At 67.6% G+C, this 15,857-nt stretch carries 16 protein-coding genes; 2 read left to right on the forward strand and 14 right to left on the reverse strand.

The features are described 5' to 3' along the window. Positions 1 to 49 precede the first annotated feature (49 nt). Positions 50 to 874, reverse strand: coding sequence for an alpha/beta fold hydrolase (locus tag ACVOJ1_RS06750; RefSeq protein ID WP_065175255.1), 825 nt, complete (start codon positions 872 to 874; stop codon positions 50 to 52). 187 nt (positions 875 to 1,061) lie between these two features. On the opposite strand from ACVOJ1_RS06750, the gene ACVOJ1_RS06755 reads away from it, so the two are divergent. Further along, positions 1,062 to 1,460, forward strand: a complete 399-nt coding sequence (locus tag ACVOJ1_RS06755; protein ID WP_111185989.1) for a DUF4124 domain-containing protein — start codon at positions 1,062 to 1,064, stop codon at positions 1,458 to 1,460. A 70-nt stretch (positions 1,461 to 1,530) separates the two neighbouring features. Here the strand turns inward: ACVOJ1_RS06755 and ACVOJ1_RS06760 are convergent, their stop codons facing one another. From ACVOJ1_RS06760 to ACVOJ1_RS06820, 13 genes are all read right to left on the reverse strand, one after another. Next, the gene (locus ACVOJ1_RS06760; RefSeq protein ID WP_111185931.1) at positions 1,531 to 2,238 is read right to left on the reverse strand and encodes a DUF2968 domain-containing protein; all 708 of its coding nucleotides are present in this window, start codon (positions 2,236 to 2,238) and stop codon (positions 1,531 to 1,533) included. Between the two features lie 98 nt (positions 2,239 to 2,336). Continuing rightward, a complete protein-coding gene (locus ACVOJ1_RS06765) occupies positions 2,337 to 4,484 on the reverse strand; it encodes a TadG family pilus assembly protein (RefSeq protein ID WP_111185930.1) in 2,148 nt (715 codons plus the stop codon). 8 nt (positions 4,485 to 4,492) lie between these two features. Continuing rightward, complete coding sequence (locus ACVOJ1_RS06770) at positions 4,493 to 4,948, reverse strand: DUF3613 domain-containing protein (RefSeq protein WP_263174585.1); 456 nt, start codon at positions 4,946 to 4,948, stop codon at positions 4,493 to 4,495. Next, positions 4,945 to 5,823, reverse strand: a complete 879-nt coding sequence (locus ACVOJ1_RS06775; RefSeq protein WP_065175332.1) for a tetratricopeptide repeat protein — start codon at positions 5,821 to 5,823, stop codon at positions 4,945 to 4,947. Before ACVOJ1_RS06775 ends, ACVOJ1_RS06770 begins: the two co-directional genes overlap by 4 nt. Positions 5,824 to 5,828: 5 nt before the next feature. Beyond that, complete coding sequence (locus tag ACVOJ1_RS06780; protein ID WP_111185928.1) at positions 5,829 to 6,758, reverse strand: type II secretion system F family protein; 930 nt, start codon at positions 6,756 to 6,758, stop codon at positions 5,829 to 5,831. Positions 6,759 to 6,780: 22 nt separating this feature from the next. Beyond that, the gene (locus tag ACVOJ1_RS06785; RefSeq protein ID WP_111185927.1) at positions 6,781 to 7,731 is read right to left on the reverse strand and encodes a type II secretion system F family protein; all 951 of its coding nucleotides are present in this window, start codon (positions 7,729 to 7,731) and stop codon (positions 6,781 to 6,783) included. Positions 7,732 to 7,733: 2 nt separating this feature from the next. Beyond that, the gene (locus ACVOJ1_RS06790) at positions 7,734 to 9,083 is read right to left on the reverse strand and encodes a TadA family conjugal transfer-associated ATPase (protein ID WP_065182946.1); all 1,350 of its coding nucleotides are present in this window, start codon (positions 9,081 to 9,083) and stop codon (positions 7,734 to 7,736) included. Continuing rightward, a complete protein-coding gene (locus tag ACVOJ1_RS06795; protein WP_346480183.1) occupies positions 9,068 to 10,324 on the reverse strand; it encodes a CpaE/TadZ family protein in 1,257 nt (418 codons plus the stop codon). Before ACVOJ1_RS06795 ends, ACVOJ1_RS06790 begins: the two co-directional genes overlap by 16 nt. A gap of 27 nt (positions 10,325 to 10,351) precedes the next feature. Next, the gene (locus ACVOJ1_RS06800) at positions 10,352 to 11,710 is read right to left on the reverse strand and encodes a type II and III secretion system protein family protein (RefSeq protein ID WP_346480184.1); all 1,359 of its coding nucleotides are present in this window, start codon (positions 11,708 to 11,710) and stop codon (positions 10,352 to 10,354) included. Between the two features lie 18 nt (positions 11,711 to 11,728). Next, positions 11,729 to 12,772, reverse strand: coding sequence for a Flp pilus assembly protein CpaB (gene cpaB, locus ACVOJ1_RS06805; RefSeq protein ID WP_164152538.1), 1,044 nt, complete (start codon positions 12,770 to 12,772; stop codon positions 11,729 to 11,731). Positions 12,773 to 12,791: 19 nt separating this feature from the next. Then, complete coding sequence (locus ACVOJ1_RS06810) at positions 12,792 to 13,268, reverse strand: TadE/TadG family type IV pilus assembly protein (protein ID WP_111185924.1); 477 nt, start codon at positions 13,266 to 13,268, stop codon at positions 12,792 to 12,794. After that, on the reverse strand, positions 13,265 to 13,810 hold the full coding sequence (locus ACVOJ1_RS06815; RefSeq protein WP_065182942.1) for an A24 family peptidase: 546 nt from the start codon (positions 13,808 to 13,810) through the stop codon (positions 13,265 to 13,267). The genes ACVOJ1_RS06810 and ACVOJ1_RS06815 overlap by 4 nt, the downstream gene beginning before the upstream one ends. A 104-nt stretch (positions 13,811 to 13,914) precedes the next feature. Next, complete coding sequence (locus ACVOJ1_RS06820) at positions 13,915 to 14,094, reverse strand: Flp family type IVb pilin (RefSeq protein WP_065175243.1); 180 nt, start codon at positions 14,092 to 14,094, stop codon at positions 13,915 to 13,917. Between the two features lie 690 nt (positions 14,095 to 14,784). On the opposite strand from ACVOJ1_RS06820, the gene ACVOJ1_RS06825 reads away from it, so the two are divergent. Next, complete coding sequence (locus ACVOJ1_RS06825; protein WP_065175242.1) at positions 14,785 to 15,765, forward strand: AraC family transcriptional regulator; 981 nt, start codon at positions 14,785 to 14,787, stop codon at positions 15,763 to 15,765. Positions 15,766 to 15,857 lie beyond the last annotated feature (92 nt).

Here is a 15,857-nt window from a genome sequence, read left to right on the forward strand (position 1 = left end):
GTCGCTACCCCGCAGGAGCGGCGGCGCAGTGGGGCGCCGCCGCGGGACATCATTTGCGGGCGAACGCCAGCAGGTCGGCGTTGAAGCGATCGGCATGGGTGACGGTCAGGCCGTGCGGCGCGCCGGGGTAGACCGTCAGTTCGGCGTCCTTGATGATCTGCGAGGACAGCTTGGCCGACGCATCGAAGGGGACGATCTGGTCGTCGTCACCGTGCACGACCCATGCCGGCACGTCGATCTTCTGCAGATCTGCGGTGTAGTCGACTTCCGAGAATTCATGGATGCAGTCGTACTGGCCCTTCACACCGCCCAGCATGCCCTGCAGCCAGAACGAATCGCGCATGCCCTGGGTGACCGTGTTGCCGTCACGGTTGGCGCCGAAGAAGGGCGTGGCCAGGTCCTGGAAGAACTGCGAACGATCACCGCCGGTGCCCTTGCGGATGCCGTCGAAGACCTCCAGTGGCGTTCCGGCCGGGTTGCCCGCGGTCTTCAGCATCAGTGGCGGTACCGCACCGACCAGCACCACCTTCGCCACGCGCGCGCTGCCATGGCGGCCGATGTAGTGGGCCACCTCGCCACCACCGGTGGAGTGGCCGACCAGGATGGCGTCCTTCAGGTCCAATGCGTCGATCACCGCGGCCAGGTCGTCGGCGTAGGTGTCCATGTCGTTGCCGTCCCAGGTTTGGCTGGAACGACCGTGGCTGCGCCGGTCGTGGGCGATCACGCGGAAGCCGTTCTGGCCCATGAACAGCATCTGCGGGTCCCAGGCGTCTGAGGACAGTGGCCAGCCGTGCGCGAAAACGACCGGTTGCCCGGTGCCCCAGTCCTTGTAGAAGATGCGGGCGCCGTCGTTGACGGTGATGTAGTTGCTCATTGCGGTTTCCTTGGCGGAAGGGAAGGACGGCGGCGGCGAAGGTGGCCGTCGCCTGTGGCAGTACAGCGCAGAGGTGATGCAGTGGCTTGCACGGCTGTGCTGGATGAGCACGGATGTGACGCGGATCGCTCTGGCGCGCGGCGCTCGTCGTACCGACCATGAGTGCTGGTCGTGGGAGGGGGTGAAGATGAGGACTTTGCCGGGATGGGGGCTGCTGGCCATGCTGCTGGCGACATCCGCAGCGGCGCAGACCCAGGTCTACAAGTGCGCGGACGGCGGGCGTGCGCTGTACCAGCAGACGCCTTGCCAGGGGCAGGCGGAGTGGCGCTGGGAAGTGCCCGCCGAGCAGTCGCTGCCGCGCGGCAGTGCGCCGCTCACCGCCGAGGCGACCCCCACGGGCAACGGTGGACGCAGGCCGACGCGGCGATCGGGCCGTGCACAGGGGGCGTTGATTCCGATCAGTGCGGATGCTGCGGCCTGTGCACGGGCGCGCAGGATGCGCACGGAGGCGCTGGCCAGAACGCGCCGGGCGGATTTCGTCCAGCGCAGGCAGTGGGACGATGCCGTGTTCGAGGCCTGCCGCTGAATCGGGTCGCAATCAGGCCAAAAACGACAACGGCGCCGTTCGGCGCCGCTGTCGGGTTCTGTCGGGGGATTCAGCGAACGTCGCTGGCCGCTGCCGGCGCGGGTGTGCTGTCCGGCTTCGGCAGGCTCAATTCGGGGTTGCCCTGTTCGGCCTGCAGGATCTGGATGCGGCGCTGCAGGGCGTCCAGCTGGCTGTTGGTGCTCTGCACATCGGTGCTCAGGCTGACGGCCTGCTGCTGGGCCTGCTGCAGTGACGCGCTGACCTGGGCCGACTGCGCCTGCTGCTGCTCCATTTCCTGCTGCAGGGTACGCAGGCGCTCTTCGTTGTAGGCCACCAGGCGCTCGGTATAGCGCTTGCCGGCTTCCAGGCGGGTGGTATCGATGTAGACCTGCGCGAGCTGTTCGGTCTGCTGCACGAACGTGCGATAGACCCGCTCGGCGTTGTCGACGGCATCGGTCTTGATGACGCGCCAGAAGTTCTTTTCCTGGAACAGGGCGACGTAGTAGGTCAGGGTACTGGCATTGAAAAGCAGGCTGGCGCCGTAGTTGCCGTTGTACGTGGTACGCAGTTCGGTCAGCTGGCGTGCGTCCATCAACTGCTTGAGCTCGTCCACCGTGTTGCGTACCACGGGTGCGCTGCTGCGTACCGGTTCGGCTGCGGCTTCGCGGCTGCTGCGCGCCGCCAGTGCGGACGGTGCCACCAGCAGCATGGCCACGGCCAGCAGTGCCGCGCCGCGCGCGTGGCGGGCGAAGACGGTGCCCCCTGAAGTTTCTCGCATGTCTGGACCATCCACGGATGAGTGTGGGTTGAGATGGAAGTGTTCCCCGCCCGGGAGTCTAGCATGCGCGGCGGCGGCGCCAAGGGCGCCGGCCCGGCTCAGAACACAAGCTGTGCGCCATTGCACTGGATGGACTGGACGTTGACATCGGTGCGGCCCAGCTCCAGCCCCAGCAGGCTGGCCAGGGTCGTGCTCAGCAGGGAGCCGACGGTGTTGAGCACCGGCTTGAGCGCGGCCAGCACCGGGCTCAGCACGGTGCACAGCACACCGCTGCAGGACACGTTGTTGCCGGGCGTGGTGACACCGCCGCCGGCCGCCGCGTCGAGGAAGCCGTCCGGGGCGGTCTGGATGTACGAGGCCAGATTGGTGCGGACGCAGCCGTTGTAGTCGATCAGGTTGCCCAGCAGGCTGTCGCAGCGGTTGATGAGCAGCCCGCCGACCAGTGAGCCGAGCAGCCCGTCGAGCAGACCCAGGCCCTGTCCCGTCACGGTGGCGCGGTAGCCTGCCCAGACCGAGCCATCTTCCCAGCAGGTGCCCAGCCCGATCAGGCAGGGTTTGGGCACGCCCTTCTTGACCGTCCAGTTGCCCAGCGGTGCCAGGTTGCGCGACGGGTCGCCGTCGCGCAGCAGGGGAATGAGCTGGTCGACGTTGTAGCGGCCGCCCGAGGGGAACGCTGCCTGCAGGTAGCGGTCGGCCAGTGCCTTGGCCGTGTCGTTGGCATTCATGCCCTGTGCCGGCGAGCTCAGCATGCCCGACAGGACACGCAGCAGCTCGTTGACCAGGTGCGAGACCGCGTCACCGACGGCCAGGGGATTGATCCGGGTGGTGCCGGTCTGGCCGGCGGCCAGGGTCAGGCTCTGCGTGCCGGTCAGCGCCGGCAGGGTGATCTTGTCGTTGATCAGCGGCCGTCCCAGCAGTGTCAGCAGTTGTTCGTTCTGCAAGGTGGCGTCGCAGACATTGCTCTTGGAGAAACGGTCGGCGGCATTGACCTTGCCGACGCACGCGCGCAGTACCGAGGAGTCCACCTGGATGGTGGCGGTGGGCGGTGCCGCGCTGCATTGGATGCTGGTCAGTGTTCCCATCGCGTTGGCCACGTCCACATGCAATGGCAGGTGCAGGCGCGTGCCCAGCAGGTTGAGCAGTGGCCCCACCCCGAACAGGCGGTCGCTGTCGACGTCGACCATCAGCCGGACCTGTGCGTTGTAGGCCCGCGAACCGACACCGCCGATGGCGATCGACGGCGGTTCGACAACACCTGCCTTGATATCCATGCCGAGCAGGTTGAGGTTCGGCACCGCTACGCCATTGCCATCATTGGCGATGGAGATGGCTGCATTGACCAGGTCAAGCACGTTGATCTGCGACTGCAGCGCACTGCCCACCGTGCCGTCGGGAGAGATCACCTCGGCGAACAGTCCGCCGCCGCCGTTCTGGCTGCCCAGCGCGATATTGACCCGATTGATGTCAAGGCGGGTGGCCACCAGGTCGGACAGCGCACGCAGCTGCACGCCCGCGGTGGTGCTGCGGCCGACCACCGTGGCGGTGGCGTCCACCAGCCGTGCCAGTGAAACCTGGTTCAACGACAGCAGGCGATTGAAGTCGGCCACGCTGAGATTGGCGGTGACCGGGATGCCGAGCGCATTGAGCAGGCCTGACGGTGTGATGTTGGCCTGCGCCAGTCCGTCGTACGACAGCACCGTGGCGTTGGTGACGTCCAGCCCCACCAGGCGCAGGGTGCCCATCAAGGGCGAGTTGCCGTTCGTGCGCAGCAGCTGCGAACCCACCGCGAACACCGCCGTCGGTTCCGAGCGGCGCGCCACGGCCTGTACGGTGATGGTCGGCAGGCTCTCGTTCTGGCCGAAGAACGGCAGCACGCTGCGGGTCGCAACCACCCGCACCGCATTGCGCGGATTGCTGGCGTCGACCGTCTCGCTGAAGCGGTTGCCTCCGCGTGCGGCGCTCCAGTTGCCGCAGCGGACCTGCACCGTGCCCGGGAACTGGTTCTGCGTGAGTGCGCTCTGCCGCGCGGCGCTGTTGTCGCCGTTGTTCGATGTACACAGCTCAAGTCGCTGTGCACCTGCCAGCGCCGCCAGGTCCACGACCTTCTGCGCATCGCGCTTGGCCCAGAACAGGAAACCGACCTCGATCAGACCCAGCATGGCCACCAGTGCCAGCATCACCAGCATCATGGTGACGGACATGCCGCCGCGCGGGCGGTGGAAACGGGGCTGGCGAGAGCGGTTCATGGCATGCCTCAGCGTCCGGAGTTGGAGGTGCTCTTGGAACTGCCGACATCCGTGTCGAAGAAGGCGGGGATGTCCTGCTCGAAACTCTTCAGGTAGCGCGCGTAGCTGGCGGTGGCCTGGTCGCCGAGGATCGGCAGCCGCGCGCCCGCCTGTTGCCCGGACGCCTGCAGCTGGAACAGCTGGCGCGTGGCATCACCGACCTCGTTGCGCCGTGGCGCAGCCGGTGCGGCGGCCACCGGAGCAGGAGGCGCGGTTGGCATCGCCGGGGGCGGCGCAGGCGCCGCCAGGTCGACGGTTGCCAGTGCTTCGGCCTGCTGTGGGGCGACGGCCGGGCCGGCGGCCGGGCCGCCTCCCAGCATCTGGCCGGTCAGCGGCGCCTGTGGCGCCTGTGCGTGGGCTCCCGTGGCAAGCAGGCAGCAGGTGACCGCAGGCAGCAGGCGTCGGATCAGGGTCATCGCGGTCATGGCGTGTTCTCGGTGGGGTGGTCGGACGTGCCGAAGCGCTCCAGCATCGACGGCGGCAGACGGGAGGGATCGCGATCGCGGGCGTCACGGCGTGTTTCGGCCGCCAGCCGGCTGCCGGCCGGGGCGGGGGCGCGGGATGGCACAGTGGCGATCCGTGCCGTGCTGCTGGCCGCCGATGCCTGGGCTTGGCGCTGCTGCAGCCGGCTGCGGATCTGCTGGGCCTGCTGCTGGATGCTGCGCCGGGTGTCTTCGTTGAGGTTGGCCTGCGCAGCCAGGCGTTCGGCCGTGGCGTTGTCGCCGCGCAGGACCGCCCACAGCGCCAGGTTGGCGGTCGCCTTGGCGTTGCCCGGTGACAGTTCCAGTGCTTTGGCCAGCGGCTCGCGGGCCTGATCGAAGCGGCCGGCACGCAGACGCGCATACCCCAGGTCACCCAGGTAATCGGTATTCAACGGCTGCAGCTGGGTGGCGCGGGCCAGCGACAGTTCGCTGCCGGCCTCGTCATCGCGATGCGCGGCGATCAGGCCCAGGCCATGTGCCGCGGCGGCGGCCTGCGGCCCGCTGCTGAGTTCGCGGTACAGCGCGGCCGCGGCGTCGGTCTGGCCGGTCTCGCGCAGTGCATTGGCCTGCAGCAGGCGCAGCGCCGGAGGATCGCCGTAGCGCTGGCGGAATGCATCCACATGCGCCAGCGAGGCGTACCAGGCCCCTTGCAGCTGCATGCGCTCGATCAGCTCAAGGTAGGCATTGCGGCTGTCCTGCGGCGCGGGCCCGGGCTCGGCCAGGGTGGGCGCGCGCAGGTACTTCGGGGTGGACGAGGCGCATCCCGCGACGGCAGTGGCAAGAGCAAACAACAGACAGGCGTGGCGCAGAGCAGGCATGACGGTCATCCCATGTTCGACAGGGTTTTGGCCAGCGCGACCAGCGCAGGCCCGGCCAGCACCAGCATCAGTGCAGGCAGCAGGGTCAGCATCATCACCACGGTCATCTTCACCGAGAGCTTGCCGACCTTCTCTTTCAGAGCATTGCGGCGCTGTTCGCGCAGCCGGATGCTGAACTGGCGCAGCGGCTCCTGCACCGCGCCGCCGTGGGCGTGCACCTGCAGGATCAACTGCACCAGGCTGGACAGGTCGTCATCGCCGTAGACATCGCTGAGCCGGCGCAGCGACTGGGCGCGAGTGCGTCCATGGGTGTAGGCGACGTTCGCCTCCTGGATCTCGCCACCGAGCACCGGCAGTGCGTCGCGCAGCTTGTCGCCCAGGGTCTGCAGGCTCTGATCCATGCTGAAGCCAACCCCCTGCAGCAGGCGCAGCAGGTCGATCAGCAGCGGCAACTCGTTGTTGACGGCGCGTCGCCGCCGTTTGACCCACGCGGCCAGCACGAACTTGGGCATCAGCAGGCCGCCGGCGAGCGCGCCGACGATCACCATGATCCGGGCCAGGCCGGTGGCATCGCTCACGGCCAGGGTCAGCGCCAGCACCAGTATTGCCAGCAGAAGGCGCAGGCCCAGATAGATCGCCGTGCCGCGACGGGTGTTCCAGCCGGCCAGATCAAGCAGCAGGCGATCCTCGCCTGCCAGCAGTGCGGCTTCCAGGCGCCCGCCGCTGAGCGTCCGGCCGAAGCGCTCCAGCCAGCCCAGTGAATCCCTGCGGGCCGCGTCCTCGTCGGCGATCGGATCACGTGGCTGCAATGCGGTCTTCAGCGTTGCCGCACTGCGGTCCTCGCGATGGCTGCGGACCCAGCCGCCCACACCGAGCAGGGCGACGCCGGCGGCCAGGACCAGCAGGGCAAGTGCGAACCAGGCAGTTGCGCTCATCGGGAACCTCCGCTGCGGATGCTCATAGCGACTTGGCCAGGCGATACAGCAGGAAACCACCGAGCAGTTCCAGGCCCAGGGCGATCAGCAGGATCTTGTGACCGAGCGGATCGTGCAGGACGGGCTGGAAGAACTCGGGGCTGGAGATCGCCATCAGTACGGCGCTGGCGGGCGGAAGCAGTCCCAGCACCCAGGCCGACATGCGGGTCTCGGACGTGGTGGCTGACAGCTCCTGCTGGGCCTGCTCCAGGTCGCGCATGAAATCGCCCATGCGCTGCAGGATCTGATCGGCGCGGCCGCCGATGCGGACGCTGACGCCCATCACCACGGCCAGCACCTTCAGCACCTCCATCCGATAGGGCTGCGCGGCGAGGTTCAGTGCGCGGTCCAGGTCCATGCCGCCCCGCGCGTATCGCACCGTGGTGTCCAGCAGCTCACGCAGCGGCGGCGTCGCCTGCTGCGACGCGACCTGGAAGGCCGACTGCAGGCTGTTGCCGAGCGCGGTCAGGCGGACCAGGTTGTCGAGGAAGTCCGGCAGCTGATGCAGCAGCTTGGCCTGCAACCTGGCGGTGCGGCGCATGATCCACAACCAGCAGCCCAGCAGGTACAGCAGCAGCGTCAGCGGCAGCATCCATGCCGTTCCCAGCCGCAGCATCGCGAACAGCGAGAGGGCCAGGCCGGGCACCAGCAGCATCAGCGGCACCTTCCAGCCGGTGGCGAGGCCCGCGCGTTGCAGCAGGCCATTCCAGGGCAGCGCGCGACGGCCAGCTGCTGCCGGCAGCGGCCGCGATCCATCGTTGGCCGCAGCCGCGTTGCTGCCTGGGCCCGCGCTGCCACGTGCCAGCTGCTGTTCGGCATGCTGCAAGGAGGCCTGCCGCTGTTCGCGGCTGTTGGCGGTGCCCCACAGCCATACCGCCAGCGCCAGCAGCACCGACACGATGCTCAATACGCCCAGCAGCAGGCCAGTCCCCATGTTCAGTAGTCTCCGTAGAGGGATTCGCGCAACAGTTGGCGGAACGGCTCGAGCTTGTGCGAGTGCGGCTGGAAGCCCAGCCCGATCCAGCGGTCGGTCTCCTTGCCACTGCCGTCGATCTGCACTTCGTGGCGGAACATCTCCTGGGTGGTGATCAGGTTGTCGCTGACGCCGGTGATCTCGGTGATCGATACCAGCACGCGCCGGCCACTGCCGAGGCGCGAGATCTGCACGATGAAATCGATCGCGCTGGCGATCTGCCGGCGCAGGCTGTCTTCGCTGCCCTGGAACCCGGCGAAGCCGGCCAGCATCTCGATGCGATAGAGACAGTCGCGTGGCGAGTTGGCATGGATGGTGGCCATCGAGCCGTCGTGGCCGGTGTTCATCGCCTGCAGCATCTCCAGCACTTCCGCGCCGCGCACCTCGCCGACCACGATGCGGTCGGGGCGCATGCGCAGGCTGTTGCGCACCAGGTCACGGATGCTGACGGCGCCCTGTCCCTCCGCACCACCGATGCGGCTCTCCAGGCGCACCACATGCGGATGATTGAGCGAGAGCTCGGCGGTGTCCTCGACGGTGATCACGCGCTCGGTGGGTGGCACGTAGCTGGCCAGGGCGTTCAGCAGCGAGGTCTTGCCCGAGCTGGTGCCGCCGGAGACCAGGATGTTGCAGCGACCCAGCACCATCGCCTTCAGCAGCGCCTGCATCGGCGCATCGAAGGTGCCCTTGGCCAGCAGTTCATCGGGCGTGAACGGGTCCTTGCGGAACTTGCGGATGGAGACCATCGGTCCGTCCACCGCCAGCGGCGAGATGATCGCATTGAGGCGGCCGCCGTTGGGCAGGCGCGCATCCACCATCGGGTTGGAGTCGTCCAGGCGCCGGCCAAGTGGCGCGAGGATGCGGCGCAGGATGCGCAGCAGATGGGTGTCGTCGGTGAAGCGCTGGGTAGCGCGCTTGAGCTGTCCGCCCTGCGAGACATGCACATCCTTGAAGCCATTGATCAGGATGTCTTCGATGGTGGGATCATGCAGCAGGTCGTCCAGCGGGCCGAAGCCGGTCAGCTCCTTGACCAGGCCCTCGGCCACCACCTGCATCTCCTCTTCATTGATCGGGATGCGCCACTCCTGGATGAAACCCACGGTCTGCACCTGCACCCAGCGCGCGATCGTGTCCGGTGCCCAGGAATCGATATCGATGCGCTCGTCCTCGATGCTGTTGAGCAGGTGCTCATGCGCCGCGGACAGCACCTTCTGGTACTGCTCGGTCTCTGCGAACGGCAGATTGCCCGCAACGTGGTCAGGCACGGTGTGGCGGGCGACGGCGTGCGGAAACGGGGTTACTTTGTCTTCCATTGCGATCCACCCAGGGCAAGGGCAAGTCTTTCCCGCAGGCCGTGCGTCTGGACCGGGCATGCAGCCGGATCCAGGCGTTGGACGAGCGGGGCGAGGGCACGCAGGTACGGATCACGCGGCGCGTCCTGCAGCAGCAGGTGGCCGTGGCTGGCGGAGGCACGTACGCGTGGTCGTTCGGGGAGCGTGGCCAGCAGTGGAAGCTCGAACCGTCGGGCGATCTGCTCCGGGCTCATGCCGCTGCTGTCGTCATGGCGGTTGATCACCAGTTGCAGGCGCTTCTCCCGTTCGCGCTGGCCGGACAGATGCTTGAGCGCATGGTCAAGCGAGACTAGGGTGGCGATCGAAGCGTCCGCGACCAGCCAGATCTCGTCGGCCTGGTCCAGCAGCAGCGGTGGCAGTTGACGCAGCGGGCAGCCGCCGGCGTCGCACAGCACGCTGGCAAACACGCCGCGCAGCCGCTGCAGCAGGGCGCCCGGGTCGGACGGCGGAAGCGCATCGCTGCCGCTGGCGCGGTCGAGCAGGACCAGTCCGCTGTCATGGCGCGCCATCGCAGTGCGCGCCAGGGTGGCGTCGATGCGGCTGGCATTGCGCAGTGCGTCTTCGTAGTGGAAGCGGCTGTCCAGATTGAGGTAGAGCGCCAGGTCGCCTGCCGGCTGCGCCAGTTCCAGCAGCAGACCGTCCTGGGTGCTGGCCTCGCCCTGCGCCAATGCATGGGTCTGTTGTGCAAGCACGGCCAGATGCGCGGCCAGTGTGCTGGTGCCGACCCCGGCACGTACGCCCAGCAGCAGGATCAACCGCGCCTTGTGCGGCTGGTGTGCGGCAGCGGCGGGCCGGGGCGAGAGCGCGCGGCGCAGCGCGGCCTCGATGCCGGTGTTGTCGCTGTCCAGGTCGAGCACATCGCGCAGGCCGGCGCGCAGCGCCATCACCACGCCTTCGACCTGCCCGGCACCGGTGGCGCCAACGGCGACCAGCGCAAGGTCCGGCTGGGTCTGCTGCAGCTGCTGCGCCAGCACGGTCGAGGCGGCGGCGTGCTCGGGGCGGAAGTCGAGCAGCACCAGATTCTGCGGACCGCGTTGCAGGTCCTGCGCGGATGTCGGCTCACCGCTGTCCTGCCAGTGCAGGGTGGTGGCAGGCGGCAGCTTGGCCGCCAGCCGCGGCAGCAGTTCGCGATCCATCCCGTACAGGACCAGGTTCATCGGCGGTCCTTGCGGATGCAGCGGCTGGGCAGTGGCGTAGGGCATGGGCGTGGTATCGCAGGCATCATGGATTCAACGTGAGAAACCGGGCACCGGGTCCTGGCTGACCGGACCCAGCAGCCAGGAACCCCACTCAGGCAGGTTGGGCCGGGCCTCGCGCTCGCCTGGCAGTGCCAGCTCGGCATTGCGGGCGAGGGGCTGCACCAGCCGTGGCGTGACGATGATCACCAGTTCCTTGTCCTGGCGCTTGTAGTCGAAATCGCGGAAGAACGAGCCGATGATCGGCAGGTCGCCCAGCAGCGGGATCTTGTTCACCGTGGAGGCCACCGTCGAGCTGACGAGACCGCCGATCACGAAGCTCTCGCCATCGCCCAGTTCCACCGTGGTATCGGCACGGCGGGTGCTGATCGACGGAATCTGCACACCGTTGAGGGAAATGGCGTTGGTGTAGTCGAGGTCGCTGGCTTCCGGCGCCACCTTCAGGGCGATGCGGTTGGGCGCGAGCACGGTCGGGGTGACGGTCAGGCCGATGCCGAACGGCTTGTAGGTGATGGTGGTGGTCCCCAGGCCCTGGGGTTCGAGGATCGGCAGTTCACCACCGGCGAGGAAGCTGGCGCTCTGGCCGGACAGCGCGACCAGGGTCGGCTCGGCCAGCACCCGGGCCATGCCATTGGACTGCAGCAGATCGAGGTCCGCATTCCACAGGCCCTTCGTCGAGCCGAACACCAGGCGGAAGGCCGACGAGATGGGCGATTCCGATTCGTTGCTGGAATTGCCCTCCTGCATGCCGGGCAGCACGCCGGTGTTGCCCGGCAGGATGCCGCCCGGACGAGCGAAGCCATAGGCAAAGCCGCCGTTGCGGTTCTGGAAGCTGATGCCGACCTGTTTCAGCGCGGTCTTGTTGAACTCGACCACCTTCACCTCGACCTGGACCACACCGCCGCTGGCGATGGTGGAGGCATCGGCCAGCTGGCCATCCTTGCCCAACGCCATCGCGGCCGCCTTCTGTTCCTGCATGTGCGCGAGCGCACTGTCGGTGCTTCCCTGCAGCAGGCCCTGCTGGTCCTGCTGGGTGAACACCAGGCCGCTGGAACCCGCATCGGCCGCCCCCTGCACCGCGCTCTGCACGCGGACCTGCACGCGCTGTGGCTCCGACTGCTTGCGGTGCCACAGCAGCAGGGTGGTGGTGCCGGGGGCCTTGCCGACCAGCAGCGCCTGGCGCTGGCCACGCAGCATCACGATATCGGCCACGCCCGGATCGGCGATGGCCACCCGTTCCAGGTCCGCGGGCAGCGTCCAGGGCCGCTGTTCGCGGGCCTGCAGCACCAGGTCGTCGGCAGCCACGCTGGTCGCAGGCGCCAGCAGCACCAGCAGCAGAGCGAGCCAGCGCTGGCGGGAGGAGGGGCGTGGACTCTGGCGACGTTCGGTCATGGAAGCTCTCGGTGCAGGTCAAAGGGAGCCGCGGGGCGCAGAACCATCGCCGCGGATGATCTCGATTCCGGATGCGCGCGGTGCGCTGCGGCGGGCGGCGGGGGGCTGTGCCGGGGCGTCGTTCACCGTGCGTGCGCGTGCGTTGCTGCGACCGGCCAGGGCATCGCCATCGATGCCGGCGAAGGCGTGGTTCTCGGGGCGCTGCAACGCCAGCTGCTGTTCCGCGTCCAGGCCACGCAGCGGGTCGATCACACCCCGCGCCTGCGGGAACAGGGCCAGGTCGGGCTGGCCGGCATCGGCGGGATTGCGCAGCGCGAGGTAGAGCTTGCCCTGCTGCGCGCCCAGCAGCAGCCGGTTGGCATCGGCCACCGGCACCGCCAGCACGGCGCTGCGGGCCGGCTGGGCTGCGTCACCGCTACTGCCGCCACCGCTGCTGGCGTTGCTGGTGATATCCGCCGCGCGCGGGTCTGCACGGTTGCTGGTATCGGCGCTGGCATTCGTGCTGCCCGTGTTCGGGGCGATGTCCTGCTGGCCATAACTGAGCACGCGCAGGCGCGACAGCAGAAGGCGGGTCTGTGCGGCGTCGGGTGCCGCGTTGTAGCTGGCAGGTTCGCTGCGCAGGTTGAGGAACACATCGACGAAATCGCCCGGCAGGATACGGTTGCCGGCACCGACCAGTTCATCCACCGGCACCGCCAGTGCACGCTCGCCGGGCCGCAGCTGCAGCGAGAAGCCCTGGGCCAGCACTGCATCGCTGATGGTGCTGCCTTCGGCGATGTCCTGCACCGGCACCTTGCCGACCACGGCGGCCAGGTCGGCGGCGGCACCCGGCACGGCTGCGCTTCGACGGGCCAGGCGCACGCCATTGGCTGTGATCGGTTCACCGGCCGGCAGCCGGGCGATGGCCTCGACCACCGTAATGGCCTGTGCGTCGGCGTGAACGACCGGAGCCGCGCTTTCCGTCGAAGGGGCGGGCCTGCGGCCGATCACGAATGCGATCAGCGCCAGCAGCACCGCGAGTGCGATCAGAGCGATGGCGGCGATGCGGGTCAACTTGAGCATGGAACCGTCTCCTGTACCGTCAGTTGCCGGAGCCGAGGTCGAGCTGGGCGACCGCGACGCTGCGGATGGGGGCCCGCATCACCCAGCCGTAAAGCGTGGCGGTGCCGGGGAAGAAAGGGTGGGCGGCGTAGTCGTAGCGGACGGTGACCGTCATGCACTGCGCGGTTGCCATGCCCGCGCACGGTGCCTGCGCCGAGACCTGGATCGGACCGGTGCCGCCTGCGCTGCAGTCGGGGTTCTGCCTGGAGAACTGCAGCAGCCATTGCATCGACTGGCGTGCTGCGACGCACGCGGCGGTGCGTCGTTCGTTGGCGGTTCCGAAGCGCAGCGATGCGCGCGCGCCTTCGGCAGCGGCCGTTGCAAGCGTCTGCTGGGCAGCCATGATCAGCACGCCGGAAAAAGTGAACAGCAGCAGCGGCACCAGGCCGAGGATCATCATCAGCGCGTATTCGACGGCAACCACGCCACGCTGGCGCCGCGGACCGAGGGTGTTCATGCGAGACCTCCGTAGGTCGTGGCCAGGAGCCAGCCGATCGCCGCCAATGCGAGGTAGGCCGCATAGGGAATGCCGCGGCGCCCCTGGCGGGCAGCCTCCATTCCGCGCAATGCGGGGTGTGTCTGCCATTGCTCGCTGGCGCGCGATACCTGCAGCTGCACGCGCATCGGCAGGTGCATGCCCAGCTGACGCCCGAGCAGGATCGCCACTGCGTGGGCGCCGGCGGCAAGGCTGGCCACTACCCATATCGGCAGCAAGGCATGCCATCCCAGCAGCAGGCCGAGCACGGCAAAGAATTTCACGTCGCCTGCGCCCATCCAGCGCAGTGCGTAGAAGGGCAGGAGCGCGAGCAAGCCGGCAACGGCACCGAGCAGGTGCGCCGGCCATGGCAGTCGTGGCTCACCAAATTGCCCGGCGACGAGCAGAGGTATTGCGAGTGCGCACGCCGCCAGCAGCCAGGCATTGGGCACCCGGCGGGCATACAGATCGCTGATCGCGATCCGCAGGCACACACCGATGGCCAATAGTCCCAGCAGTGTCATCGCACTCCCCTTCGTCCGTCACTGGACCGTCTGCAACCGCATCCCGGCCTGCGGCCACCGTGGTCGCGGATGGCGCGACCAGCGGTGGTGCGTCCGCAGGTCGCTCAGGTGGTTGCTTCGGTGGCGATTGCCGAAAGGCGGGTGAACAGCGTGGTGAAGAATTCCGTGATCTGGGTGCGGCCCACGGCAATCAGGATGCCGGCGATCACAGCGGCCAGCAGCCCGTACTCGAGTGCGGTCACGCCATCTTCTTCTTTCAGGAACTTGCGGATGGAAGCGTTCATGACGGTTGTCTCCCTCTACCTGTCAATGGCAACAAGACACCTGCATCGGCCGGTTGCCCGACTCCGTCGGGACCGTCCATGGACCTCTGCCATCCTGGCGGAGGTGGCAATGCGGGACTGTCCCGCATCGCTAAAGCAGGGTGATCTCCGCCAGGGAGTGCAGCGACCGCGCATGTGCGACCGCGCGGCACCAGGCCGGTGGTCGCAACGTCATCGAGCAGCGCGTGCATCGTCATGCTGTCCCCTGGGTGTGACCGCATCGGAGCGGTTCGATCACCGTGATACCGACTTTGCCTGAATGGCGGCCGGGTGCAACCGGAACCTATATGCAAATTCGGCAGGAATCTCTTATTCCTGATAATGGGTTGCTTATTCTGTGATGAAGCGCCGTTCCCAGGCGTAACGATTCATCGTGATGTTAATAATGTGACCCGGGTTAACGCATGCGAGAATCGTGCCACTGGCGCCCACATTTCCTTCACGCCGGGCGCGGGTTGCTGTATTCCCGTGCGACCTGTTTACCTGCGTGGATTATCGGGCATACTCGTATTCAAGGTTTGGTACTTTCAAGGTGGAGCCGGCCAGTGGCCGCATCCATCACGGCAACGGATGATGCTCTTGGAAACCGCGCGCACCTGTAGGGCAGTGGGGGTTGCGGCGGGTAGCTGACCAACGGGGGACGACACTGTCATGGTTGATGGTGGGGTGGTTGACAGCGACGACGGCGAGCTCCGGTCGATCGACCTGGCCACGCTGAGCGGTGTGCTTCGCGTATGCGATGTGGAACTGTTGCTGCTCGACGGCAATGGTCCGCGCGCGGCGTTCGCTTCGCGCGTGCATGAGGAAGCCCTGTTCTGCAGCATCAGCTGCGGATTCCATTGCCGTGGCCGCTTCATGCTGCCGCCGGACTGGGCGATGCTGGGGTATCTGCAGGCCACCGACGAGGCGGTGAGCTGGTGCCATGGCGTACCGCTGGCGGCCGGGATGGCGTTGACCGTGCTTCCCGAAGGCATCAGTGAATTCACCCTCAGCCCCGGTACCCGCTTGACCCTGATGCTGGTGCCGGTATCCCGCGTGCAGCGCAAGCTGACCGAACTGAGCCTGCGCAGCACGCCGCCGGCGGGACAGGCGCTCTCGCTGTTCAATCTGTCCGGTGATGACGCCCCGCTGGCGCTGCATTACCAGCAGCTGCACCAGCAGCTGGGGCAGGGTGCCAGCCTGCAGCCGGAGGAAACCGAGCGGCTGCTGCATGAGCACATCCAGGCCCTGCTGGGTGCCGGTGCCGTCGATCGCCCGGGGTGCAGCCGCGCACGGCGTACGCATTACCTGATCGCCCAGCGCGCCGAGAATTTCATGCGGCTCAACCTGCGTCGCAATATATACATGAATGAAATCTGCGACGCCGCCGGTGTCAGCGAGCGTGGCCTGCGCTATGCATTTGAAGATCTGTTCGGTACGTCGCCCAACCGTTATCTGTCCATGCTGCGCCTGTGTGCAGCATGCCGCAGCCTGTCGATGGCCGACTCCAGCAGGCGTTCTGTCAAGGCGATCGCGCTGAGCTGTGGCCTGTGGGATCTCTCCCGCTTTGCCGACAATTACCGGAAGGTGTTCGGTGAACTTCCGCGGGATACCCTGATGCGTGCACCCGCGCAGTTGGGCCAACCGGCCTGAGTCTTGCCCCACAGGGGCTTTCACGGCATTGCTGCCGGTTTTGCATATCCGGCTGCCGAATCCGGCCGTGGATTTGCCGGATTGCGCGATTG

The sequence above is a fragment of the Stenotrophomonas sp. STEN225 genome, from assembly GCF_056756445.1.